The organism is Streptomyces sp. NPDC005574 (assembly GCF_040605435.1).
Lineage (GTDB): Bacteria > Actinomycetota > Actinomycetes > Streptomycetales > Streptomycetaceae > Streptomyces.
In genome coordinates this window covers 1-23,798 of record NZ_JBEXCW010000009.1, presented here as the reverse complement: position 1 = coordinate 23,798, position 23,798 = coordinate 1, and the positions used below count along the sequence as shown (strand labels likewise).

General features: G+C 73.7%; 21 protein-coding genes. 9 read left to right on the top strand and 12 right to left on the bottom strand.

Features of this window, described 5'->3' with window-relative positions; genetic code table 11:
- The first annotated feature begins 39 nt into the window (after positions 1-39).
- Together treY and ABZT03_RS09110 are read left to right on the top strand one after the other, a co-directional pair.
- Positions 40-2,427, top strand: coding sequence for a malto-oligosyltrehalose synthase (gene treY / locus ABZT03_RS09115; RefSeq protein WP_356035646.1), 2,388 nt, complete (start codon positions 40-42; stop codon positions 2,425-2,427).
- A 226-nt stretch (positions 2,428-2,653) separates the two neighbouring features.
- The gene (locus ABZT03_RS09110; RefSeq protein WP_356035964.1) at positions 2,654-3,904 is read left to right on the top strand and encodes a M14 family zinc carboxypeptidase; all 1,251 of its coding nucleotides are present in this window, start codon (positions 2,654-2,656) and stop codon (positions 3,902-3,904) included.
- Between the two features lie 138 nt (positions 3,905-4,042).
- Here the strand turns inward: ABZT03_RS09110 and ABZT03_RS09105 are convergent, their stop codons facing one another.
- From ABZT03_RS09105 to ABZT03_RS09095, 3 genes are all read right to left on the bottom strand, one after another.
- A complete protein-coding gene (locus ABZT03_RS09105; protein WP_356035644.1) occupies positions 4,043-4,480 on the bottom strand; it encodes an SSI family serine proteinase inhibitor in 438 nt (145 codons plus the stop codon).
- The gene (locus ABZT03_RS09100; protein WP_356035642.1) at positions 4,477-5,841 is read right to left on the bottom strand and encodes a M14 family zinc carboxypeptidase; all 1,365 of its coding nucleotides are present in this window, start codon (positions 5,839-5,841) and stop codon (positions 4,477-4,479) included. Before ABZT03_RS09100 ends, ABZT03_RS09105 begins: the two co-directional genes overlap by 4 nt.
- 149 nt (positions 5,842-5,990) lie before the next feature.
- A complete protein-coding gene (locus ABZT03_RS09095) occupies positions 5,991-6,542 on the bottom strand; it encodes a DUF1707 and FHA domain-containing protein (protein WP_356035640.1) in 552 nt (183 codons plus the stop codon).
- Between the two features lie 195 nt (positions 6,543-6,737).
- Between ABZT03_RS09095 and treZ the strand changes: the two genes are divergently transcribed.
- The gene (gene treZ / locus ABZT03_RS09090; protein WP_356035638.1) at positions 6,738-8,483 is read left to right on the top strand and encodes a malto-oligosyltrehalose trehalohydrolase; all 1,746 of its coding nucleotides are present in this window, start codon (positions 6,738-6,740) and stop codon (positions 8,481-8,483) included.
- A 76-nt stretch (positions 8,484-8,559) separates the two neighbouring features.
- Here the strand turns inward: treZ and ABZT03_RS09085 are convergent, their stop codons facing one another.
- The 7 genes from ABZT03_RS09085 to ABZT03_RS09055 form a co-directional block, all read right to left on the bottom strand.
- Positions 8,560-9,531, bottom strand: a complete 972-nt coding sequence (locus ABZT03_RS09085; RefSeq protein ID WP_356035636.1) for an aminoglycoside phosphotransferase family protein — start codon at positions 9,529-9,531, stop codon at positions 8,560-8,562.
- 42 nt (positions 9,532-9,573) lie between these two features.
- On the bottom strand, positions 9,574-10,713 hold the full coding sequence (locus ABZT03_RS09080) for an aminopeptidase P family protein (RefSeq protein ID WP_356035634.1): 1,140 nt from the start codon (positions 10,711-10,713) through the stop codon (positions 9,574-9,576).
- 122 nt (positions 10,714-10,835) lie between these two features.
- Positions 10,836-11,405, bottom strand: a complete 570-nt coding sequence (locus ABZT03_RS09075) for a PDZ domain-containing protein (protein ID WP_356035631.1) — start codon at positions 11,403-11,405, stop codon at positions 10,836-10,838.
- A 167-nt stretch (positions 11,406-11,572) separates the two neighbouring features.
- Positions 11,573-13,729 carry a germacradienol/geosmin synthase Cyc2 gene (gene cyc2, locus ABZT03_RS09070; RefSeq protein ID WP_356035628.1) on the bottom strand — a complete coding sequence of 719 codons (2,157 nt, stop codon included), beginning with the start codon at positions 13,727-13,729 and terminating at the stop codon, positions 11,573-11,575.
- 79 nt (positions 13,730-13,808) lie between these two features.
- Positions 13,809-15,017, bottom strand: coding sequence for a damage-control phosphatase ARMT1 family protein (locus tag ABZT03_RS09065; RefSeq protein WP_356035625.1), 1,209 nt, complete (start codon positions 15,015-15,017; stop codon positions 13,809-13,811).
- A 22-nt stretch (positions 15,018-15,039) separates the two neighbouring features.
- Complete coding sequence (locus tag ABZT03_RS09060) at positions 15,040-15,687, bottom strand: ScbR family autoregulator-binding transcription factor (protein WP_356035622.1); 648 nt, start codon at positions 15,685-15,687, stop codon at positions 15,040-15,042.
- A 91-nt stretch (positions 15,688-15,778) separates the two neighbouring features.
- The gene (locus ABZT03_RS09055) at positions 15,779-16,633 is read right to left on the bottom strand and encodes a ScbA/BarX family gamma-butyrolactone biosynthesis protein (RefSeq protein ID WP_356035962.1); all 855 of its coding nucleotides are present in this window, start codon (positions 16,631-16,633) and stop codon (positions 15,779-15,781) included.
- Positions 16,634-16,915: 282 nt separating this feature from the next.
- Between ABZT03_RS09055 and ABZT03_RS09050 the strand changes: the two genes are divergently transcribed.
- The 3 genes from ABZT03_RS09050 to ABZT03_RS09040 all read left to right on the top strand — a co-directional run bounded on the left by ABZT03_RS09050 (position 16,916) and on the right by ABZT03_RS09040 (position 19,930).
- A complete protein-coding gene (locus tag ABZT03_RS09050) occupies positions 16,916-17,569 on the top strand; it encodes a ScbR family autoregulator-binding transcription factor (protein ID WP_356035619.1) in 654 nt (217 codons plus the stop codon).
- A complete protein-coding gene (locus ABZT03_RS09045) occupies positions 17,566-18,420 on the top strand; it encodes an NAD(P)H-binding protein (protein WP_356035615.1) in 855 nt (284 codons plus the stop codon). The genes ABZT03_RS09050 and ABZT03_RS09045 overlap by 4 nt, the downstream gene beginning before the upstream one ends.
- 556 nt (positions 18,421-18,976) lie before the next feature.
- Positions 18,977-19,930: a lytic polysaccharide monooxygenase gene (locus ABZT03_RS09040; RefSeq protein WP_356035612.1), complete on the top strand. Its 954-nt coding sequence runs from the start codon at positions 18,977-18,979 to the stop codon at positions 19,928-19,930.
- A gap of 18 nt (positions 19,931-19,948) precedes the next feature.
- Here ABZT03_RS09040 and ABZT03_RS09035 read toward each other — a convergent pair whose 3' ends face one another.
- A complete protein-coding gene (locus ABZT03_RS09035; protein ID WP_356035609.1) occupies positions 19,949-20,602 on the bottom strand; it encodes a Tat pathway signal sequence domain protein in 654 nt (217 codons plus the stop codon).
- Positions 20,603-21,294: 692 nt separating this feature from the next.
- On the opposite strand from ABZT03_RS09035, the gene ABZT03_RS09030 reads away from it, so the two are divergent.
- Both ABZT03_RS09030 and ABZT03_RS09025 read left to right on the top strand, forming a co-directional pair.
- A complete protein-coding gene (locus ABZT03_RS09030) occupies positions 21,295-21,978 on the top strand; it encodes a DUF6230 family protein (protein WP_356035605.1) in 684 nt (227 codons plus the stop codon).
- Positions 21,978-22,451 carry a DUF6114 domain-containing protein gene (locus ABZT03_RS09025; RefSeq protein WP_356035602.1) on the top strand — a complete coding sequence of 158 codons (474 nt, stop codon included), beginning with the start codon at positions 21,978-21,980 and terminating at the stop codon, positions 22,449-22,451. Before ABZT03_RS09030 ends, ABZT03_RS09025 begins: the two co-directional genes overlap by 1 nt.
- Before the next feature lie 70 nt (positions 22,452-22,521).
- On the opposite strand, the gene tatA is transcribed toward ABZT03_RS09025, so the two are convergent.
- On the bottom strand, positions 22,522-22,713 hold the full coding sequence (tatA, locus tag ABZT03_RS09020; protein WP_356035599.1) for a Sec-independent protein translocase subunit TatA: 192 nt from the start codon (positions 22,711-22,713) through the stop codon (positions 22,522-22,524).
- Positions 22,714-22,905: 192 nt separating this feature from the next.
- Here tatA and ABZT03_RS09015 point away from each other — a divergent pair, with 192 nt between their 5' ends.
- On the top strand, positions 22,906-23,361 hold the full coding sequence (locus ABZT03_RS09015; RefSeq protein ID WP_356035959.1) for a TerB family tellurite resistance protein: 456 nt from the start codon (positions 22,906-22,908) through the stop codon (positions 23,359-23,361).
- Positions 23,362-23,798: the final 437 nt, after the last annotated feature.

Below are 23,798 nucleotides of genomic sequence, written 5' to 3'. Positions count from 1 at the left end.
GGTGACACGAAAGGCGGCGGGGCGGGTACGTAGGTCTGCATGACATCTGAGCGACCTGACCCGGTGGCCGGGGGCGGCGGCGCGCCCACGGCCACCTACCGGCTCCAGCTGCAGCCCGAGTTCCCGTTCGCCGCCGCGGCGGCGGCCGTGCCGTACCTGGCCTCGCTCGGCGTCTCGCACCTGCACCTGTCCCCCGTCCTGGAGGCGGTCCCGGGCTCGGCGCACGGCTACGACGTCGTGGACCACGCGCGCGTACGCGAGGAGCTCGGGGGTGAGGAAGGACTGCGCGCGCTGTCCCGGACGGCCCGGGAGCACGGCCTCGGCCTGGTGGTGGACATCGTGCCGAACCACATGGCGATGTCCCCGCGCCACAACCGCGCCCTGTGGGGTCTGCTGCGCGAGGGCCCCAAATCGCCGTACGCGCGCTGGTTCGACATCGACTGGGAGGCGCAGGGCGGCCAGGTGCTGCTGCCGGTGCTCGGCGGCCCGCTCGGCCAGGAGATCGGCGCCCTGCGGGTCGACGGCGACCTCCTGCGCTACCACGACCACGTGTTCCCGCTGCGCGAGGGCACCGCGGACCTGCCGCTGCCGCAGCTCCTGGACGCCCAGTGGTACCGCCCGGCGTGGTGGCGGCTGGCCCGCACCGAACTGAACTACCGGCGGTTCTTCAGCATCTCCGAGCTGATCGGGGTGCGGGTGGAGGACCCCGAGGTGTTCGAGGCCACCCACGCCAAGATCCTTACCCTGCTGCACGAGGGCGTGATCGACGGACTGCGCGTCGACCACCCCGACGGCCTCGCGGACCCCGACACGTATCTGCGCCGGCTGCACGAGGCGAGCGGCGGCCGCTGGACGGTCGTGGAGAAGATCCTCGCCGACGGGGAGGATCTGCCCGCCTCCTGGCCGGTCGCGGGCACCACGGGCTACGACGCCCTGCGCCACGTCGACGGCCTCTTCACCGACCGCGCCGGGGCCGGCGAGCTCCTCGGGCAGTACCGGCGGTTCGCGGCCCCGCAGACCGACCGCGGCGGTGACTGGGCGGCGACGGTACGGCGGGCCGCGTACAAGGTCCTCACGCACGAGCTCGCCGCCGAGATCGACCGGCTGACCCGGCTGACCGGCCGGCTGTGCGCCACCTCGCCCGACCCCGCGCTGCGCGACCGGGCACCCTGGGCGCTGCGCACCGCGCTCCAGGAACTCCTGGTCCGGATGGAGGTCTACCGGCCCTACGAGTCCGGTGACCCGGCCCGTGTCGTCACCGAGGAGGCGGCGGCCGAGGCCCGGCTCGCGTTCACGGTGCCCGAGGAGGCCAGCGCCGTCGACGTCGTACGGGACCTGGTGCTGGGGAGGGCCGGCGACGGGCCCGAGCACGTGGAGTTCCGGACGCGGTTCGCGCAGACGTCCTCGGCGCTGCGCGCGAAGTCCGTCGAGGACACGGCGTTCTACCGCTATGTGCCGCTGCTGGCGGCGACGGAGGTGGGCGGGGACCCGGGCAGCCCCGGCGTCTCCCCGGAGGACTTCCACGCCTACTGCGCGCGCGTGCAGCGCGACTGGCCCGCCACCGGCACCGTCGTGTCGACGCACGACACCAAGCGCAGCGCCGACGTCAGGGCCGCGCTGGCGGTGCTCACCGAGTCCCCGCGGCGCTGGGCGGACGTACTGACCGAGGTGACGCACACCGGCGAAGGCGTCCCCGACGCCCAGCTGGCGTGGGCGGCCTGGCAGACGGTGTTCGGGCTGGGCCCGGCGGAGCCCGACCGGGTGCGGGAGGCCCTGCTGAAGCATGTGCGCGAGGCCGGGCTGTACACGAGCTGGACCGAGCAGGAGCCCGCGTACGAGGAGGCGGTGGCGGCCTTCGTCGCGGCGGGGCCGTGCGGAGCGCCCGGGGAGCACGTCGCCGCCCTGCGCCGGGACCTCGAACCCGCCGTCCGGGCGAACGTGCTGGGGACGGCCCTGGTCCATCTGACGATGCCCGGCGTGCCGGACCTCTACCAGGGCACCGAGGGCGAGTACCTGGCGCTGGTCGACCCCGACAACCGGCGGCCGGTGGGGTTCCCCCCGTCGGACGAACCCGGCGACAAGGGCGCGGTGACCCGGGCCGCGCTGGCGCTGCGCGCGCGGCGGCCCGATGTCTTCGGTGACTCGGCGACCTACACACCGCTCACCGCCGAGGGACCGGCGGCGGCGCACTGCCTGGCGTTCGCCCGCTCCGGGGAGGTGGTCACCGCGGTGACCCGGCTGTCGCTGCGCCTGGCGGAGGCGGGCGGCTGGCGCGACACCACGCTCACCCTGCCCCCGGGACGCTGGACCGACACGCTGGCCCCGGACCCGGCCCGCGCGTTCACCGGCCGGGTACGGGCGGCCGACCTCTTCGACCACCTCCCGGTGGCGTTGCTGGAACGCGTGGGGGACGCGGGGACCGACTGAGGCCGAAGATCAGGTGACGGTCATGGGGCGCGGGCTCCGGCGGACAGGCCGCCGGGGGCCGCGCCCCGGCGGGCGGCGGGCTCCGCCGCCCGGTGGTGACGCGGGGGGCCGCCCCGCCGGCGGCCGCGCTTCCGGGCGCCCCCTGGCGCCTCCCCCGCGGTGTCCTTGACAGGCCACCCGGACCGTGGGGTACTGCGGATTGCGAGGCCGGGCGGACATGACGGGGGTGAGTCTCCTGCCGGAGCTGCGCTACCCCACCGTGACCGAAATGATCTCGTCCGCGCGGGCGTTGACCGCTCACCGGCCGGGCGTCTGCAGCCTGCGACAGGTGGGCACCTCCCGGGCGGGCAGACCCCTGCACCTGCTGTCCCTGGGCCACGCCCGGCGTGCCGTCCTGGTGGTGGCGGGCGCCCACGCCAACGAACCGGCCGGCGGCTCCACCCTCCTCGCCGTCGCCGAACGGGTCCTGCTCCAGCGGGAGCTGCGTACCGACAGGTCCTGGCACTTCCTGTTGTGCGCGGATCCCGACGGCGCGAGCCTGCACGTCACCCCGGCGCCCCGCAGCCTGCTCGACTACCACCGCGGGTTCTTCCGGCCGGCGGGGCCCGAGCAGCCCGAGTGGTCGCCGTCGGTGCTGCCGCCCGACCGGCTGCCGCCCGAGACCCGCACCCTCACCCAGGTCATCGACGAGCTGCGGCCCTACCTCCAGGTCACCCTGCACGGGACCGACCTGGGAGGCAGCTGGGTGCAGCTGACGAAGGACGTCCCCGGGCTCGCCGAGCCGTTCGCCAAGTCGGCGGCCGAGCTGCGCATCCCGGTGGAGACGGGCGCCTCGGACGCCGCGGGCTGGCCGGCCACCGGGCCAGGGGTGCACGTGATGCCGGCTCCCGGCGCGGGGGTGGCGTACCCGAGCATGCCGGACGACGCGCGGCACAGCACCTGGCACCACGTCCACCGGTACGGCGGTCTGACCGCGGTCGTCGAGGTGCCGATGTGGGCGAGCGACCTGGTGGACGACCCGGCCCCGCACCCGGCGCCCGCTGCCGCGCTGCGGTGGCTGGCGGGCCGGCTGCTGCGGGACACGACCCAGGTGGAACAGGTGCTCGCCGAGGTGCTCCCCCGGCTGGAGGGTGTCGACGGCCCGCTGCTGCGGGCGGCGCGGTGGGGCCTGGCGCTGGCGCCGGGGCTCGCCTCGGACTGGACCGCTCTGCCGCCCGCCGACCGGACGAGGGCGTACGTCGGCAGCGTCGACGCGTTCGCCCGCCGGCTTCCGCTGCGCGCGGCGGCCATGCTGCTACGGGTCCTGCACGAGACCGGCGACCCGGCGGCGCCGCGGCTGGAACGGCTGGTGGCCACCTGGAGCGACGCCTTCGCGGAACGCTTCCAGGCCCGCTGGGTCCCTCTGGAACACCAGACGGAACACCAGTCCCGCACGGTCGTCGCGGCGGCCCTGCACGCGCACGACCGGGCGGCCTGAGCCCCGCGGACGCGACGCCCGATCCCGACAGGGGTGCGGCGCCCTTACCCGCCGAACGGCTCAGGCCACCCGGCCACCCGGCCACCCGGCCTGCCGTCAGCCGTCAGCCGTCAGCCGTCAGCCGTCAGCCGTCAGCCGTCAGCCGTCGAGAGCGAACACCGCCCCGGTCCGCGCCGCCAGCACGCACGCGCTGGAGAACGTCTGCGTGTACTCGACCGGCCGTCCGTTCCACTGGCCGCGCGCGTGGGTGGTCACCGGCGCGTAGATCATCGGGCAGAAGGTGTCCCGGGCCGGGAGCGCGCGGATGTCGCCGTCGGTGGCCGCCAGCTGTGCGCAGGCCTCGGCCGCGCGGGAGTGGCCCTGGGGCGGGTCGCACATCAGCAGCGTGCCGCGGCTGTCGCTGGAGAGGGCGTCGCCCTTGGTGACCGTGAGGTAGAGCCAGTTGCCCGGGAGGGCGTCCCCGGCCGTCGCCGCCAGGGCCGGAGCCGGGGCCGCGAGGAGGAGTGCGGCCGCGGCCAGCAGGGCGCCGCGGACCGTCTTCGCCGGGAGGGTGCGTGTCGTGGAGGAAGCCGTCATTCCCGATGCATCGGCACGGTGGCGCCGGAACCCCACCCCGGCTCACCCGAACGGAAGCCAGCGGACGCGTACCGGCCGGCGAGCTCGAACGCGGCGAGCACCACCCGCGACTGGTACTCCACCTGGCGGGCGACCGGGATCCAGCGCGCCCCGCAGCCGTCGCGGTAGTCGGCGCACCACTCCTCGACGAGCCGGTCCAGCTCCGGCAGCGCGCCGGCCGGGTCGGTGCCGGCGCGGCTGACGAGCTGGTGCAGCAGCCCGGCCGTGCGCAGGGCCAGTCGCCGTCCGGCGATGCGCAGCGCGGCCAGGTGGCCGGTGCTCAGCGGTGGCAGCGGGCGGGCGCCGTCGGCGACGTCGGGGTCCCAGGTGTCGGCGAGACCCGGGCAGACCAGTAAATAGTCGTCGACCGGTGCGAGCAGCCGGGCCGCGTCCGGCACGGCCAGGACGTGCGGTCTGATCCGGGCGAGGAGCCGCTCCAGGTGGCCCGCGTCGCGGCGCAGGGTGTGGCTGACGGTGCGCAGGACGGCGGCCCGGTCGGCGGGGAGGGTGGCGTCCTCCACGGCGGCCACGCCCCACATGGGCGCCTCGACGATCGCGGTGACGGTGCCGTGCCGGTGCGGATGGAACCAGGTGGACTCGACGGCGGCCTCGGTGATGGCCGCGGCCAGGTCGCTCACGCGCGGGGGCGGGATCCGGTAGACGGCCGGTCCCAGGCTCGGCCAGTACAGGGTGTCGTAGGGGCCGAGTTCGCGGGGGATGCCGAGGCGGGCCGCGCTGTGCGCCACGCGCTGCGCGAGGCCGGGCAGGTCGCGGGTGAGTTCGACGAAGCCGCCGCCGACGTCGACGCCGTGCAGGGAGCACTGGAAGAAGGGCCGCAGGTCGTCCTGGACGTCGAGCAGGGCCCGGGTCTCCGGGAGCCCGGCGCGGTCCGCGCCCTCGGGCAGCCACTCGGGCTGTTCCAGGAAGCCGGGGCGGAAGAAGTTCCGGAAGTAGTTGCCCAGGGTGTACGGCCCGTGCAGCCAGTTCTCGTTGCGGCGCAGCCCGTCCGGGTCCAGGCACAGCAGCAGGTTCCAGGTGGCGTCGGAGCCCTCGGTGAGACGGGGGTCGGCCAGGGCCCGCTCGGCCAGACGCAGGACGGTGGCGCCGCCGACGGGTTCGTTGGCGTGCGGTCCGGCGACCACGAGGGCCTGCCGGCTGCCGTGGCCGACGGACAGCATCAGCAGGGGCGAGCCCGCGCGGGAGGTGCCGATGCGGCGCAGCCGGGCCTCCCGGGGGTGGCGGGCCACGAGTGCGGCCGCCTGGGCCGCGAGTTCGTCGACGGCCGGGTAGCGGAGGAGGGGCGGCAGGGCACACCTCCACAATGCGGTGCCGTCGATTCACCTGGTGTGCATGGTGTAGGCACAGTCAGTCACGAGTTGACGAGTACGTCAACACCGGCGAACGGAAAGGGTTTTGGTCCGTCGCCCGACCGAAGACGCCCAGTAAGCCCAGGCCAGAGGTGAGGTTGGGCTCAGTCGGCGGCGAGCCGGAAGGACATCCGGCCGAAGCCGACCTGGTCGCCCTCGCGGACCACGGCCGCGCCGATGACCCGCCGCCCGTTGACCGTCGTGCCGTTGGTGGAGCCGAGGTCCCGCAGCACCCACATACCGCCCTGGCGGCGCAGTTCGGCGTGCACCCGGGAGACCGTCTCGTGGGTCAGCCGCAGGCCGCTGGCGGGGTCACGGCCGATGCGCAGCGACCGGCTGTCGCCGGGGTGCGGCAGCAGCAGCTTGGGGAGCCGCTCCGCCTGCCAGGCCCTGCGCAGCCGTATCGTGAAGCCGGAGACCTTCTCGACGGTGCCGAAGACCAGGCGCGAGACCCGGCTCTCGGTGGGCAGGTCGGCGGTGAGCACCGCCAGCTCGTCCGGTCGGCGGGCGGTCAGCGCCAGTTCCATCCGGTGCACGAAGGTGTCGTGCGAGAGACGACCCATGGCGACGCCGTCACGCAGCACCTGAAGCGCCCTGTCGCGCTCCGCGTCGGACAGCCGCGCGGGGTACGTGTTGAACTCGAAAGACGACGTCACGTTCGCGATTGTCGGGCAGCGGACCGCGCGTGTCCAGAAAACCGGACAACGGCCGCCCCGCGCGCGTGCCCGACGGCATCCCTCGCGAAACCCGGCGACACCTGCCGTAAAAGGGGTGTTCCAAAAGCGCATTGATCGCGTTTGACGCACCATGGACGTGCTACTCCACAGTGAGCAGACGAAGGGGAACCGTCCGTGCAGTTCGAGGTGTGGGCACCGCAGGCCGGCCGTGTGACGCTCCATTGCGAGGGTGCCACGCGTGTGATGGAACGCGATCCCGAGAGGGCCGGATGGTGGAGGGGGGACGCCGACGCGCGGGACGGCACGCGGTACGGCTTCGCGCTGGACGACGGCCCGGTGCTGCCCGATCCCCGCTCGCCCCGGCAGCCGGACGGCCCCGACGGGCTGAGCGCGGTCGTCGACCACGGCACCTACGCGTGGCGTGCCGAGTGGCCCGGACGACCGCTGCCGGGCGCCGTCCTCTACGAGCTGCACGTGGGCACCTACACGCGCGAGGGCACCCTGGACGCGGCCGCCGACCGCCTCGGACACCTCGTCGAACTGGGCGTCACCCACGTCGAGTTGATGCCCCTGTGCCCGTTCCCCGGACGGCACGGCTGGGGGTACGAGGGCGTGTCGCTGTGGGCGGTGCACGAGCCGTACGGCGGTCCGCAGGCGCTGAAACGCTTCGTCGACCGGGCCCACGAACTCGGCCTCGGCGTGGTCCTGGACGTGGTGCACAACCACCTGGGCCCCTCGGGCAACTACCTGCCCGCGTTCGGCCCCTACTTCACCGACACGCACCACACACCGTGGGGCTCGGCCGTCAACCTGGACGCACCCGGCTCGGACGAGGTCCGCGCGTACCTGCTGGGCAGCGCGCTGGCCTGGCTGCGCGACTACCGGATCGACGGACTGCGCCTGGACGCGGTGCACGCGCTCGCCGACACCCGCGCGTGCCACTTCCTGGAGGAGCTGTCGACGGCCGTGGACGCGCTCGCCGCCGACCAGGGGCGGCCGCACTTCCTGATCGCCGAGTCCGACCTCAACGACCCCCGGCTCATCACCCCCCGCCAGGAGGGCGGCCTCGGGCTGCACGGGCAGTGGAACGACGACTTCCACCACGCCCTGCACACCGCGCTGACCGGTGAGTCCCAGGGCTACTACGCAGACTTCGCGCGCGCTCCCCTCGCGGCCGTCGCCAAGACGCTGACCGGCGGCTACTTCCACGACGGCACCTACTCGAGCTTCCGGGGCAGGCACCACGGGCGGCCCCTGGACCGCACGCGGGTGGCCGCACACCGGATCACCGGCTACAGCCAGACCCACGACCAGGTCGGCAACCGGGCCCAGGGCGACCGTCTTTCGGCCTCGCTGTCCCCCGGGCTGCTGGCCTGCGCGGCGACGCTGACGCTGACCTCGCCGTTCACGCCGATGCTGTTCATGGGCGAGGAGTGGGCGGCCGGCACGCCCTGGCAGTTCTTCACCGACCACACCGACCCCGAACTCGCCGAGGCCGTACGGCAGGGCAGGCGGCGGGAGTTCACCTCGCACGGCTGGGCCGAGGAGGACGTGCCCGACCCGCAGGACCCGGCCACCCGGGACCGCTCCTGCCTCGACTGGTCCGAACCCGAACGCGAACCCCACGCGCGCGTGCTGGCCTGGTACCGCCGCCTCGCCGCGCTCCGCCACGAGCAGGCCGACCTGACCGACCCCGACCTCGCCGACATCAAGGTGGCCTACGACGAGCAGGAACGCTGGCTCGCCTTCCGGCGCGGTGACGTGCGCGTGGCGGTGAACCTCGCCGGGAAGCCGGCGGCGATCCCGCTGGGCCCGCGCCGGGCGCGGGTGCTGGCCGCGTGGGAACCCGTACGGACGCCGGGCGCGGACGGGGTGCTGCACGTGCCCGGGGAGTCGGCCGTGGTCCTGCTCCAGACGTGAGCGCGGGCCGCCCATCACCGTGCCCGGCCGGATCCGACGGTCCCCGGCGCCACGGCAGGCGAGGTTCGCTCCGGCGCTAGGAGCCGTCCGGGTCGTCCCGCAGTTCCGTCACGCGTTCCAGCAGGATGGCCTCCCAGGCGCGCCGCAGCCGGGTGCGCAGCAGGGGCGTCGGGCCGCCGGCGCCGCGGCCGACCTGTTCGGCGAGGCGGACGACGGCGTCGCACCGGGCGAGCCACAGGCCACGCAGACAGGGCCGGGCGCCGTAGCCGGCGAGGGTGGCGGCGCGGACGGCGGCGGGCGAGCCGACGGCGACCGCGAGTCCGGCGATGTCCTCGGCGGGATCGCCGAGGGCGGCGGCGCTCCAGTCGAGGACGCCCCGCACCCGGCCGTCGGCGGCGACCACGAGGTGTTCGCCGGTGAGGCCGCGGTGCACGAGGACCTGGCCGCCGGGCTGGGCGGCCAGCTGGACCGCCGCCGCGGACGTGAGTTGCTGCAGGCCGGCGGGGTCGAACTCGTCGGCGCGGGCGAGGCGTTCGGCGGCGCGTCCGGCGCTCAGGCGCAGCGCCTCGAGGGAGCGCGGCGCGGACCGCGGCAGGCCCAGCGTCTCGGCCTGCCGCGCGGGCACCTCGCGCAGTCCCGTGAGCAGCCCCGCCAGATCGGCCTCGCCGACGGCGGACACGTCGTGGTCCTCGGCCGTACCGCCCGGCAGCCTGGTGTCCAGGGTGAAGGTCAGGCCGGGCGCCCACTCGCCGTGCGCCACGCTGGTGGGCACCGCGAGCGGCAGGTGCGGGCGGACGAGTTCGCGCAGCCGCAGTTCGCGCCGCCGGCGGACGGCGGCCTCCCGGTCGGGGGCGAGCCGCAGGACGTGGTGGGCGCCGACCCACCACGTGTGGTGCTCCCCGTCCTCGGTGACCGGCCGGACCTGGGGTCCGCCGCGGTCCGTGGCGCTCCCGCCGTTCGGGCCGGCCGGGGTGTCCGCGCCGTCGTCGAGCAGGGAGCGGACCAGCCGGCGGACGGTGTCCGCGGTGGGTGTCGGTGCCTGGGTCATGGTCGCGCCGTCGTCTTCGGGGATGGGGGTGCGGGGGCCCGGTCAGTCCACTGTGACCAGCTCGCGTGTGGTGTCGTTGAGGCGCCGGCCGCCGCTCTCTGTGACCGTGACGATGTCCTCGATGCGTACCCCGAACCGGCCGGGCAGATAGACGCCGGGCTCGACGGAGAAACACATCCCGGGGACGAGGGGCTGTTCCTCGCCCTCGATCATGTACGGCGGCTCGTGCGTGGTGACGCCGATGCCGTGGCCGGTGCGGTGGATGAAGTACTCGCCGTATCCGGCGCCGGTGATGACCGCGCGGGCGGCCCGGTCGACCTCCTGGCAGGCGACCCCGGGCCGGACGGCGGCGAAGCCCGCCTCCTGCGCCTCCCGCACCAGGTCGTGCACCCTGCGCTCCTCGTCGGTGGGTTCCCCGACGTGGACCGTGCGGGAGGTGTCGGAGCCGTAGCCGTCCTTGAGGCCGCCGAAGTCGAGGACGACCATGTCCCCGCGTTCGATGACGCGGTCGCCGGCCTCGTGGTGCGGGTTGGCGCCGTTCGGCCCGGAGGCGACGATGGTGAAGTCGACCTGGGAGTGCCCGAACCGGCGCAGCAGGGCGGCGAGGTCGGCGGCGACCTCGGACTCCCGGCGCCCGCCGAAGGCCACCGAGCGGATCTCCTCGAAGGCCGCGTCGGCGGCGGCGCCCGCGGCGGCGAGCAGGTCCAGTTCCGTCGCGTCCTTGACCGCGCGCAGCATCGGCAGCGCCTCGGTGAGGGACGCGTAGGCGGCGGTGGGCAGCGCCTTCTGGAGGGCCAGCAGGTGCAGGGACCATGCGTTGTCGCTGATCCCGAAGGAGACGTCCGGGCCGCCCGCGCCGCGCAGGAGGTCGGCGGTGGCCGCGTAGGGGTCCTTGCCGTCGGTCCAGTCGCGCAGGGTCAGGGCGGGGGCGCCGACGGCCTTCGCGGCGTCCGGGGCCTCCAGGGTGGGGACCACGAGGACGGGGTCCTGTCCGGGGACGAGGACCAGCAGGGTGAGCCGTTCCGTGGTCGCGGTCGGGGCGTAGCCGGTGAGCCAGACCAGGTCGGGTCCCGGCGCCACCAGGAGCCCGGCCAGCCCGGCCCCGGCGGCGGTCCGCGCGGCGCGCTCCATCCGGGCCCGGTGGTCGTCGGCGGTGAACGGCGCGGTCGTACTGGCGGTCATCCGGGTCTCCCTGGGCGGGTGAAGGGACTACGGGCAGCATCCTGCCCGCACGGAAGTCGCCGCGCGAGCCGGTTCGCCGCCGCGGACCGTCCGCTCCGTCCGCCGAGGGGCTCGCAGGCCGCTCACGTCACCACGCCCGGGGTGGCCGTGAGCCTCTGGTAGCCGCCGCCGCTGCGGCGGACCGTGAGCGTGACGGCGGTCCCGGGGTGTGCCCCGGCCACCGCCCGGGCCAGGTCGTCGGCCGAGTCGATACGGGTCCCGCCGAAGGTCAGCAGGACGTCACCCCGGACCAGTCCCGCCGAGAAGCCGGGCCCGGGCACGTGCACGCCGACCACCATGGCCCCCGGTCTCCCGGCGTCCACGGCCTCCACGCCGAGGCTGACCCGCGCGGGGGCCGGCGAGGGCGCCGGGGCGGCCGGTGCCGGAACGTCCCGGCGGGCGGCGGCCGTGGGCCTGTCGGCCTGCCGCTGTGCCTCCGCGAGCCTGCTCATGCCGATCACCGTGGCGCCCATCGTCCCGAGCCCGACCCCGGACAGCACCAGCACGGTCGCCGCGAGGCAGCCGAGGAGCAGGGTGGTGAGCCGGCGGCCACGCCGGCGCGCGGCATGCGGGCGCCGGACGGGGTCGGGCGGGGTGTCGCCACCGCACTCCCGACCTGGCATGGGCTTGGGCCGCAACGCGGTCTGTTCCATGGATCACCTCCGGCAGAAGCCCTACCCGGCCCACCGCCCTGCGACGATCCACGAACGAGTGAGACTGTCCGCGCCCGCGGCGGGGACCGGGCCGGAGACGGAGCACCGCCGCACGGCGAGCGCCCCACGGCGGCCGTGCTGTGCGCCGTGGGGCGCTCGCCGTGCGGTCAGCCCACCGGGAGCGCCGGTGTCCGGTCCGGCAGGAAGCCGTGGGCGCGGCGGGCGAGGAACCCGGGTTTGTAGCGGTCGACGGCCCGGTGCCAGTTCAGGATGCCGGCCATCCAGTTCTCCAGGTCGGCCACATAGCCGCGCATGATCGCGCGCGCTTCGTCCGACAGCCCGAAGTCGTCGTAGACGATGGGCAGTTCGTGCGCGGCGACGTGCTGGAACTGCTCCATGCGCTGGGTCATCAGGTCGTGGACGACACCGAGGGCGCTCGGGTAGTCGATGCCGAAGAAGTTCTGCACGACCAGGATCGCGTTGTGGATCTCGCCCTCGTACTCGATCTCCTTCTGATACGAGAAGACGTCGTTGAGCAGGCAGGCGTAGTCGACGGCGGCGTTCTCCAGTGAGCGGACGGGTCCGCTGCGGTACACCTCCGGCGGGACGGCGGGGCCGTGGCCCATCCGGCACAGACTCATGGTGAGGTCCGCGCCGAAGGTGGCGCGCCGCATCTCCAGGTAGTCGACCGGGTCGGGGACGCGGTGCTGGAGCTGGTTGGACAGTTCCCACACCCAGCTCTCCGTCATGACGTCCACCGCGGCCTTGAGGACGCGCCGGTCGTCACAGGTCATCCCCGCCGTCGTGTGCGCCCACAGGTCGGTCAGTCCGCGTTCCATCGCGTTGGCCGGGAGGAGGGGCTCCTCGCCGTCGACGGGCATGCAGTCCGACAGGCGCCGGGTGGCGAGGCGGGCGGCGGCCAGGTCGCGGCGGCCGCCGAAGACGAGGGGGTAGTAGTCGTCGCCGTACGTCCCCCAGGCCAGCCATCGGGAGCCGAGGTCGAGGGCTTCGGCGGTGGCGTCGGGGGCGATGCCGGCCGCGCACAGCGGGAGGTCGGCGGCGGCGAGCCGGTCCTCGTCCCAGACGCCTTCGTGCAGGATGCCCATCCGGTGGGTCCAGCCGGTGAGGCGGTCGCGGGCGCCGGCCAGGTGCGGGCTGAGCCGCAGGGTGAACGGCATCAGGAAGTCCGGCAGCAGGGAGGGGCCGACCTTCTGGTACGGCACGTGCGTGTGGGAGCGCAGCCGCTCGGCGCCGGCCGAGGCGAGCAGCGCGCCGACATCGGCGGCGGAGGTGCCCGGGCCCGTCAGGCGCTGCCAGGGCGCGGTGACCTCCGCGCGGGCGTTCATGTAGCGGCTGGAGCGCAGGTGCCATTCGTGGCCGCCCGACTGCCAGTCCTGCAGGCCCTGGACGTACCGGGCGACGGCGGTGGTCTCGGCGGGGTCCAGTCCGTTCTCCAGGGCCACCGCGGGGACTTCGGTGAGGGCGGTGTGCTCGAACTGGTGCAGGCGCGAGGTGAGGACGTCGTTGACGGTCTCGGCGGCCTCCTGGGTGGTGCAGCCGAAGAAGGTCTCCAGGACCAGCACGCCGTTGCTGAGCTCGCCCTCGTCCTCGACCTCCCGCTGGTAGGAGAACAGGTCGTTGCGCAGGTGGACGCCGTCGGAGAAGGTCTCCATCAGCACCCGCAGCGGCCGTGACCCGGCGACCGACGCCGGCACCTCGGCGGTGGCGTACTCCACGAGCCCCGCCGACCAGGGCGCCCCGCCGACCTTGCGGCGCATCTCGATGTACTCGACGGGGTTGGCGACGCGCCCCTCGTTGATGTTGGACAGTTCCCACAGCGACTCGTTGAGCAGGTGTTCGGTGGCCACGGCGAAGCGCCGGCGCCAGTCGACGGACATCGAGGGCACCGTGCGCGCCCACAGGTCGGCGAGTCCGGCCTCGACCGGGTTCTGCGGCTCGGGCACGGGGGCCGACAGGTCCAGCGGCATGAACAGGGGCAGCCGGTCGAGGTAGGCCTTGCCGCCGGCGCGGTCCTGGGTGCGTTTGAAGATCTCCAGGAAGTGGTCGTCGAAGAAGAAGACCCACACGTACCAGTCGGTGATCAGCGAGAGGGCGGGGCCGTCGCAGTCGGGGTGGGTGTAGGCGCAGAGCAGGCCGTAGTCGTGCGCGTCGAGGTCGGAGCGCTCCCAGATCCCGGAGCCTTCCAGCATGCCCATCCCGCGTGCCCACTCGGCGGAGTGGGCGCGGGCCTCGTCGAGATGGGGGTTCAGTCGCGCCGCGTACGGCATGTAGAAGTGCGGGAGTTCGAAGGGCTGCTGCGTCATGGCCGGGCCCTACCCAGGGCCCTGTGGGGGCATCCGCGGGCCCGGACATGATCACACCATCGCGTGAATCGGCGGCGAATCAGCGGGCGGCGCGTACGCCTGCGCCCCCGGCGGCCCGTTCTCCCCTGACCTGGATCAGCGCGTGGGTGCCACCGGTCCGCCAGCGCTGTTCCTCGGCGGCGACGAGCGCGGCCTCGGTGCGCGCGTCGAGGCCGGTGATCACGTCGGACTTGAGGGTGCGCAGGGCGGCGACGGGGCCGGGGAAGGAGGCGGTGACGTCGGCGAACGGTGTGGTCGGCGGCCACAGCCGGTCGCCCACCAGGCGACGGTAGTTGAGGTCGCCCTTGACGATCGTCAGGGTGGCCGCGGCGAACTCCTCGCGGAGGTCGTCCGGCAGGTCGGCGAACGGCAGCGGGGCGGCGGAGAAGGGGTGGGCGCGCACCACGAGCCGGCCGTCGGCCATGGCGGACCTGAGTGACCGGCCGTACGCGGCGGCGGCCCCCTTCGCCGCGGTCAGCCGGCGGACCGCGTCGACCACGTCGGCGGGGGTGGCGTCGGAGACGTAGTACGGGTACGGCTTGACGTGCAGGACCGCCCGCTCGACGCGGCCCTCGTCGAGGAGCCGGGCGACGAGGAGCAGGTCGGGGACGAGTTCGCGGCCGGCGTTGTCGGCGATCAGGCACAGGGTGCCGGGCCCGGTGAGCAGCGCCCACAGCGCCTCGCTGTCGTCGGCCACCAGTCCGGGCGCGGCGGCCGGGGAGTCCCGCGGTCCGGAGAGCCGGAAGCCGAGGTCGGCGCGGTTGCCCCACAGGGAGCCGAGCAGCAGCGCCCGCAGCCCTGCTTCGGCGGGCCGGTCGGCGAGGCGGTCGAGTGCGGCGAGTTCCTCGTCCGTCTCCGGGGCGTCGAGCTCGGCCTGTTTGAACGGGCGGAACGGGTCGATACCCTGCCAGGTGCCGGGGCCGAAGTAGCCCACCGCGTCGAGCAGACGGCGGTAGAAGTAGCTCTCGGACCAGAGCCAGGGGACGTCGAACCAGGACCGGCCGGTGTACTCGGGCAGTCCCCACCGCGCCCAGTGGCCGAGGTCGTGCGCGTCGTCGGGGAGGGGTTCGATGACGCCGCCGGTGCAGCTGTCGAGCAGCGCGTCGAGCGCGCGGTGCTGCTCGGGGCCGTACGGGAAGGCGTCCCGGACCTGCCGGATGATCGCGGGGTGCCGCTCGGCGAGGACGCTGTGGGGGAACGAGCCGGGTTCGTCGCCGAGGATCACGGGCGCGGGCGGGGTGTCGGCCATGCGCGTCACCGTACCGCGCACGTCAGGCCGTTCTGATCTCCCCCTCCAGCTGGGTGGCGAGTGTCAGGTAGCGGGCGCGCCGGTGGACCGGGACCAGGCCCCGGATGAGGATCCGCCACATCTCGGCGAGGCGGCGCGGCTGCCGCCGCACGGGTTCGACGGACCGGCTCACCACCCGGGTGCCGACGAAGAAGCAGATCAGGGAGTGGGCGACGGCGTCGACATCGGTGTCCGGGTGGAGGTCGGACTCCTTGACCGCGCCGACGAGCCGGCGGGAGGCGATGTCGAGCCACTCGGTGAAGGGGTGCCGCAGCGGCGGGCGTACCTCGACACCGCCGGTGGCCAGCCGGAGCCCGGCGCGCGGGATGGGCCCCTCGACCGACAGCCGCGCTATGCCGAAGGTGATGCGCATCAGGGCCTCCAGCGAGGAACAGCCCCTGGCGTCCATCTCGTTGGTCAGCCGGCGCGAGGTGCCGGCCTGCAGTTCCATGATGGCCTGGGCCAGGTCCTCCTTGGCCGCGAAGTGGAAGTACAGGGCGCCCTTGGTGACCTGTGCGTGGTCGACGATGTCGCTGAGACTGGTCGACTCGTAGCCGTGCCGGTCGAAGAGGTCCGCGGCGGCCGTGATGATCGTCGCGCGGGTCTGCTCGGCGCGTAACTGCCTCGCCATCGGCTGAACACTCCTGGGACGGAACGGAACACTTCTGGCGGCGAAAAGAACGGGTCATGCTGTTTGTTTCTTACTCGCTGTGCATGATAGCTCACAGGCCCCCGGTACTGACCCGGCATTCAAAAACGGCCGACTCTCCCTGGATCGCGACCACTTGTATGTGCTCGTTGCCCTCTTCTGTCGCCTGGATCCAGACGGGGCGGTCCAGTTCGGCGTACCGGCAGAAGACGGCGCGCAGGGCCACCGGCGGCCGGGAGGCCAGGCGGCGCACCTGTGCCGCCTGGCGGGCCGCCTCCAGCAGGAGCATGCCGGGCACATGGTCGAGGGGATGGTCGAAGAAGACGGGATGGCCGGTGTCGACGCGCAGTTGCCAGCGGTCGCGGCGGCGGGTCGGGGCCAGCACGACGTCCTCGGGCACCGCCCGGCCCACGGCGGCGGGCGACAGTCCGGGCGGCACGGCGAGGGCGGTGACCGAGTCGGGGGTACGGCCGCCGCGCAGCCGCCGGTAGACGTTCTCACCGGTCCACGAGACGTCGACGTACCCGGTGGCGACGCGGTCGCCGTCCAGCCGTACGTCCGCGTCGTAGCGCATCGCGGCCGGGCGGCCGCCGCGGCGCCGGACCTCGGTGACGGTGACGCCGACGACGGGTTCGGCGGGCAGCGGGCCGACGGCCAGCCGCTCCGGGCTTGCGGTCAGGCGCAGTTCGTGCAGCACGAAGCGGTGGCCGAGGGGGACGCCGTACTCGGTGTGCGCGAGGAGTGCGCCGCACTGCCGGACGGTCTCCGCCAGGAGCAGCGGGTCGTACGACGTGCGGTCCGGCGACACGTGCAGCTGGTGGGCGCGCGGCCACTGGGCGGACACCGTGAACCGGTCCTCCCCGGTGCCGCTCCAGCCGGTGAGTAGGGTCTCGGCGACAGCCGCGCGGTGCACGAACTCCCTTGGCACGGTGGCCGTGAGAGGTTCCGGCGGGCCGTCAGAACCGGCCGGCCCGTGGGTGCCGTCCCGCGTGTCGGCGGCGGGGTCGGGCGGTGGCGCCGCGCGGTCGGTACCGTACGGCTTCGGGGTCTCGGCAAGCTGCCGAAATTGAGGCATGTTCCTCCCTCGGAACCCCCCGAAAGCGATGACGGACGGCGACGTGGCCGCACCGGTGAGCGCTAGAGTACGAGGCGGACGGTTTGTTTTCAATGAGACCCGTGATGGCCGATTCGGCACATGGGAAGGGCTCTTATGGCGAGACAAGAGCGCGCCATCCGGACGCGCAAGGCGATTCTGGAGGCCGCGGGCGCGGTCTTCGACGAACACGGCTACGCATCGACCACGATCTCGATGGTCCTGGAGCGGGCCGAAGTCACCAAAGGTGCGCTGTACTTCCACTTCCCGTCCAAGGAATCCCTCGCCCAGGCGGTCCTCGACGAGCAGTTGCCGTTCGGGGCCGTGCCGCCGCACCCGTGCCGGCTCCAGGAGATCATCGACATCACGTTCGCGTTCGGTCACCGGCTGCTGGACAACTCGCTGCTCCAGGGCAGCGTGCGGCTGACCGTGGACCAGTGCGCGCCGCCCGGCGTCGATCACACGGGCCCCTACCGGCAGTGGGCGGACCTCCTGGTGGGCATGATGGAACAGGCTCGGGAGCAGGGCGAGTTGCTGCCCACGGTGCAGCCGAGGGACACGGTGGAACTGCTGGTGGGCGCGTTCGCCGGCATCCAGCAGATGTCGCGGGCGCTGACCGGGCGCCAGGACCTCGGGCACCGCATCTCGGTCATGTGGTCCCACATCCTGCCGAGCATCGCCGTGCCGGGGCTGCTGCTCGGCCTGGACAGCGGACCGGACCGGGGATCGCGGATCCTGGCCGGCGTCGAACTGTCCGGATACGGGCCGTGATCCTGCTGACCGGAGCGACCGGAACCGTCGGGCGCCTGGTGGCGCGACGGCTGTCGGGGGTGGCCCCGCTGCGGCTGCTGTCCCGGGACCCGGGGCGCGCCGCCGCCCTGGCCGGCCCCCGGGACGAGGTGGCCGGCGGGGACTTCGACGACCGGTCGAGCCTGGACCGGGCCCTGAAGGGCGTGCGGTCGGCCCTGCTGGTCACCTCCGACCCGCTGGCGCCCGCCCACGACGAGCGCTTCCTGGCGGCCGCCCGGGCGGCGGGTGTACGGCACGTGGTGAAGCTGTCGGCCCTCGCGGTCACCGACCCCGGGGCGACCGACCTCATCACCACCTGGCAGCGGCACAACGAGCAACTCCTGCGTGGTTCCGCGCTGTTGTGGACACTGCTGCGGCCGCGCGCCTTCATGACCAACACGCTCGGCTGGGCCCGCTCGGTCCGCGAGGAAGGCGTGGTGCGCGCGCAGAACGGCAGCGCGACCAACGCCACCGTCGACCCGCGGGACATCGCCGAGGTGGCGGCGCGGGCCCTGCTGGAGACGGACGCCCACGCTGGGCGGGCGCACGCGCTCACCGGGCCCGAGGCGATGAGCGCGGTACGGCAGACGGAGATCCTGGGCGAAGTCCTGCGCCGTCCGCTGCGGTTCGTCGAACTCACCGAGGACGAGGCCCGCCGCCGCCTGCTCACCCGGCTCCCGGCCCCGGTGGCCGACGCCCTCGTGGAAAGCGCCGCCCGCGGACGCGCGGGCGCGAAGAACAGGGTGGACCCGACCACAGCCCACCTCCTCGGCCACCCGGCGCGCTGCTATCGGGATTGGGTGCGCGAGCATGTGCCGGTGTTTCGGGGGTGAGGGAAGCGGGGCGTGGGTTGACCGGCCTGCCGGCGCGTGCGCGCAGGGACTCGGCTGCCGACCGCCGCTGGGCGGGGCGCTCGCGCCGAACAAGCCGGGTCTGCGCCGCCGGCCGTCGCGTGACGAGCCGCTCGCCGGACGCGTCGGGTCCCGACCGCCGCGGACGGGCGACTCGCGCCGGGTCCCGGCTGTCGGCTGACGGCTGTCGGCCACCGCGTGAAGGGGCCACCGGACGTCGGGGCCCCGGGTCTTCGCCGGCCACCGTGTGACGGGCCGCTCACGCCGGGCGGCTCAGGTCACCGCGGTCTGACGCCGGGGGCGCCGGGCCTCCGCGGGTGGCGCCGGGGGCGCCGGGTCTGCGCCGGCCGCCACCGCGTGACGGGCCGCTCGTGCCGGGTGGGTCAGGTCTCCGCGGTCCGTCGCCGTGCGGCTGGTGGCGCGCGCCAAGTCGCCGCCGTCCGCCGCATGACAGGCGGCTCGTGCTGAACGCGGCGGGGCCGATTGCCGTACTACCGGGGAGCAGCCCGTTCCCGCGTCGGCCGAGGAGACGTTCCGGATGACCCGGATGACCGCAAACCGTACCGCTCTGGCGGCCGCCGCCCTCGCTCCGCTCCTGTTGTGGGCGGCGGGTCCGGCCCAGGCGCACGGCGCGCCGACCGACCCGGTCAGCCGGGTCTTCGCCTGCTCCCCCGACGGCGGGACCGCGTCCGGTTCGTCCGCGTGCCGGGCCGCCGTGGCCGCCAACGGGTCGCCCTTCACGGCCTGGGACAACCTGCGCGTCGCCGGCGTCGGCGGCCGGGACCGGCAGACGATCCCGGACGGGAAGTTGTGCAGCGGCGGACTGGCCGCCTACAAGGGCCTCGACCTCGCCCGCTCCGACTGGCCGACGACCCGGCTGACGCCGGGCGCGACCATGACGATGAAGTACGCCTCGACGATCGCCCACACCGGCACGTTCCGGCTCTACCTCACGAAGCCGGGCTACGACCCGACGAAGCCGCTGGCCTGGTCCGACCTGCCTCAGCAGCCGTTCGCACAGGTGACGGACCCCGCGCTGACGGACGGCGCCTACCGCATCCGCGCGAAGCTGCCGGCCGACCGGACCGGCCACCAGGTGCTGTACACGATCTGGCAGAACAGCAGCACGCCGGACACCTACTACTCGTGCTCCGACGTGGTGTTCCCGGCGTCCGCTAACTCGGGTGCCGGCAAGAAGAGTTCGCCCGCTCCGGCCGCGTCCGCCTCCCAGACGGGCGGCAAGGACCGTACGAGCAGGAGCGCTTCACCCACCACCGGGAGCCGTTCGGCCCCCGCGCGGACCGAACGGACGGCGGGGGCCGTCGCGACCCCACCGGCGGGGGACGCCACCGCCCCCGGAAGCACGCCGGTCGCCGCCGACGCCGACCCCGCCTCCAGCGGACCCTCGGCCCCGCTGCTGGCGGGCGGCGCCACCGCGGTGCTCGTCCTCACCGGTGGCGCCGCCCTGGCACTTCGTCTTCGTCGGCGGTGAACTCCTCTTCTACGAGGATCAGTTGACGGTGACCGTCGCGGTACCGTCGGTCACCGGGGCGTACTTCGCGGTGAAGTAGCCGTTGGCGAAGCACAGCGACGAGCCGGACGTCTTGGTGAAGTGCTGGTTGGCGAAGTTGATGCTGTTGTCGGTGTTGCTCGCCGTGCCGGTGAGGCTGGGCGCCTGGTAGACGCAGGTGATGCTGCCCAGCAGGGTGCGCAGCACGGCCGTCGTCTGGATGGTGGAGCCGCTCGCCGGGGTCACCGTGACGGTGCCGTCGGAGGCCACCGAGGTCGTGTACGGCACGTTGTTGACGGTGATGCTGGTGACACTGGTGACGCCGAGGACGTTGCTGGTGCAGCTGCCGCTCGCGAAGGTGTGCGCGGTGAGCGACTCGGTGGCCGTGCCGGGCGCGGCTGGGTTGTCGGTGACGGTGGCGGTGAACTGCGAGGACGTGCAGGAGATTCCGCTGGTGCCGGTCGCGCTGGAGTAGAGGGTGGCGGCCGTGCCGGTCGCGAGCGGCGCGGTGAGGACGTCACCGACGGCGACGGCCGTACCGCCGGGGCCGCCGGTGGTGAGGACTGCGCTGTCGGCCGCCGACGCGGGGGCGACGGCGGGGAGGGTGAGTGCCGCGACAGCGCCGGTGAGGGCGAGGAGGGTTCGCGTACGCATGCGGGTGCCTCTTTCTTGGGGGTGGGGTGGTGCGGGGGGAGTGACGGACACGCGGGGTGTCCGCCGCTGCCGGCCCGTGGCGCCTTCTCCGTACGCGACGGGCCGGCAACGGCAGGCGTCCGGTGACCGGCCGAGGACCCGTGGGGGCGGGAGTTCGGCCGGGCCGGGCGAGAGGGCGGTCCGGCACGGCCGAAGGGGGAAGCGGCCGTGCGGGTGCCGTGAGGGTTTCCGTCCGGGCGGGGACGTGCCCGTACCGGATGTGATCCGGGCGATGCGGCGCCCCTGCCGGATGCGGCCTGGGCGAGGACGTGCCCGTACTGGACGTGAAGTCCGGGAGACGCGTGGACGATGCCACGCGGTGACGGATCCGGCGCCACGGATCCGGGGAAGGCCAGGGCAAGTTGTAGACCTGAGGGTCAGTCAGCGTCAAGGGATCGGGACGGAGTTGATGCGTCGTGGCACCTCCGGCGGGCCTGCGACACACGCCCGAAGCACAACCGACACGTATTTTCCACAACTCCCTTGACCCTTGGGTGTAACCCCCGGTAACTTCCTCGTCGGCTACTGCGGAGTACGTGAAAGCCCTTGCACCGCCGGGAGGTGCGAGGAGACGTAGGCCCCAGTCGCTGTCCGCGCCAGGACAACGTGCCACTGAAGCCCAACCGCACTGACTATGCCCACGGGAGCAGCACATGGCCTCGTCCTCGGACACCTCGTCCGCCGCCAGCACACCCGAGAACCCCGAAAGCGGTTCCGTGCCCGACACCTCCGCGAAGACCGGCAGGCGCGGGCAGGTCAGACTGCGGCGGGCCGCGGTGATGGCCGTGCCGGCCGCCGCGATCGCCGCCGCACTCGCGATCTTCACCGCCGAAGGTGCGCTCGGTGTGCAGTTCGCGATCTCCGGTATGCCCTTCACGGTCACCGCGACCTCGCTGGACGGCACCGGCTTCGAACAGTACGGCGACCTCGACAACATGATCAAGGACAGCCCCAACGAGGGTGACACCGGCGGCCAGGTGCTGGTGGTGACCTCCGCGATCAAGGACGCGACGCTCGTCAAGCTGTGCCAGAGCGTCGACCTGGGCGGCATCAACCTGGTCATCCGCGCCGGCGCGACCAAGGGGCACCCCGTGACCGCGACCGACCTCACCACCGACTCGACGCAGCTGACGGGCAACGCCGAGTTCAACGACATCGAGATCGGCAACGACGCCAGCACCCTGAACAGGGCCAAGCCCAAGGGTCAGCCCGGCGTCTTCAGCCAGCAGGCCAGGACCGTGCACATCGACGACCTGCGGCAGACCAACTACGCCACCACCGCGGGGATCTTCAAGCTGCCCGGCCTGAAGCTCGGCTTCAGCGACGAGGCCTGCTGATGGCGGGCCTGCCAGGGCAGGGGGTCCGGGCCGGCTTCCGGCGCTGGCGGGCCAACCGCCCGTTCTGGGGCGGGCTGCTGCTCACCCTGGGCGGAGCGGAGATCCTGCTCACCGAGAAGGCGTCGCTCGACGTCATCCTGCACAGCAGCGCGCGGACACTGTCCGGCTATCTCCTGCCCACGGTGATGGTGCTGCTGGGGCTGCTCATCCTGTTCAACCCCACCCAGCGCCTCTTCTACTCCATCACCGGGATCCTGGTCACCCTCGGCAGCTGGCTCACCTCGAATCTGGGCGGCTTCTTCGTCGGCCTGATCCTGGGAGCCGTGGGCAGCTGCCTGACCTTCGGCTGGCTCCCGGACCAGGAACCGCGCCGAGAACGCCGGCAGCGCAAGCGGGCGGCGCGAGCGGAGGCCGCGAAGAGTTCGGAAGTGGACCTCACGAAGGGCCCGGAGATCGCGGAGGCCCGTTCGTAGCGGTGCACACCGTCTGGGCACAGCGGGAGGCCGAGCGCGGCGAGCGGGCGCGCCGCGGGCCTCCGTTCCGCTATGCCGATGCCGGGGGGTCTGCCGGGGTGGGGGCGTTGTCGGCCTTCAGGGCCTGCGCCTCGCTCTTGAGGATGCGCATGGACCTGCCCAGCGCTCGTGCGGTGTCCGGGAGCTTCTTCGAGCCGAACAGCACGACGACCACGATCGCCACGATCAGCAGGTGCCAGGGTTCCAGTCCGTTGCGGAGCATGACCGCCCTCTTCCTTCCAGCGACAGGTGCTGCCGTGCGCGACTGTACCGCCGGCCTCTGTCCGGGCTCTGCCCAGGTCCGTCGCCCTTTGTCGAAAAAAGACCGGCGCATTGGGGGAACTCGTCGCGGGCCGGGCGAGTTTTCACAGTGCTGTAGATGACAGAGGCACGACTACGCACACCTGGAGCACAGATGGCCCTGTGGGACCGCGTCAAGGAGTCCGCGTCGACGATGCAGACCCAGCTCGTGGCGAAGAAGAACGACCTGAAGAGCGGCGCCTTCCGCGACGCGAGTATGGCGATGTGCGCCCTGGTCGCGGCGGCGGACGGCAGCATCGACCCCGCGGAGCGGCAGCGCGTCGCCCAGCTCATCGCCACCAACGAGGTGCTGAAGAACTTCGACGCCACCGACCTGCAGCGCCGCTTCGACGAGAACCTGAACAAGCTGACCGCCGACTTCGCCTTCGGCAAGGTGAGCGTGCTCCAGGAGATCGCCAAGGCGAAGAAGAAGCCGGCCGAGGCGCGGGCCGTCATCCAGATCGGCATCGTCATCGGCGGCGCCGACGGCGACTTCGACAAGACCGAGCAGGCCGTGGTCCGCGAAGCGTGCTTCTCGCTCGACCTGCCGCCGCACGAGTTCGATCTCTGAGACCCGAGACCTGAGACCCGAGACCTGGTGTGGGGTCGGGGGGCCAGGGGGCCGGGAGGCCGGGTCCGGCGGCCCCTCCGGCCGCCTCGGCCTGTCCGGCACCCCGGCCGCCCCGGCGACGGCGGCCGGGCCGCGACCCGGCGACCCGGCTGACCCCGCCGTCCGGCCGTCACGGCTGACTTCACGGTCCGGTGACCCCGCCGTCCGGCCGACCCCACGGTCAGCTGACCCCGCGGCCCCGCCGACCCAGCCGTCCGGCCGCCGACCAGGCGCACCCGTCCCCCTGCGACCCCGGGCAGCACGGAGCGGCCGTACACAGCGCGGACCGGCCGTACGCAGGGCGGCGCGACCGTACGCAGGGCGGCGCGACCGTACGCAGGGCGGCGCGACCGTACGCAGGGCGGCGCGACCGTACGCAGGGCGGCGCGACCGTACGC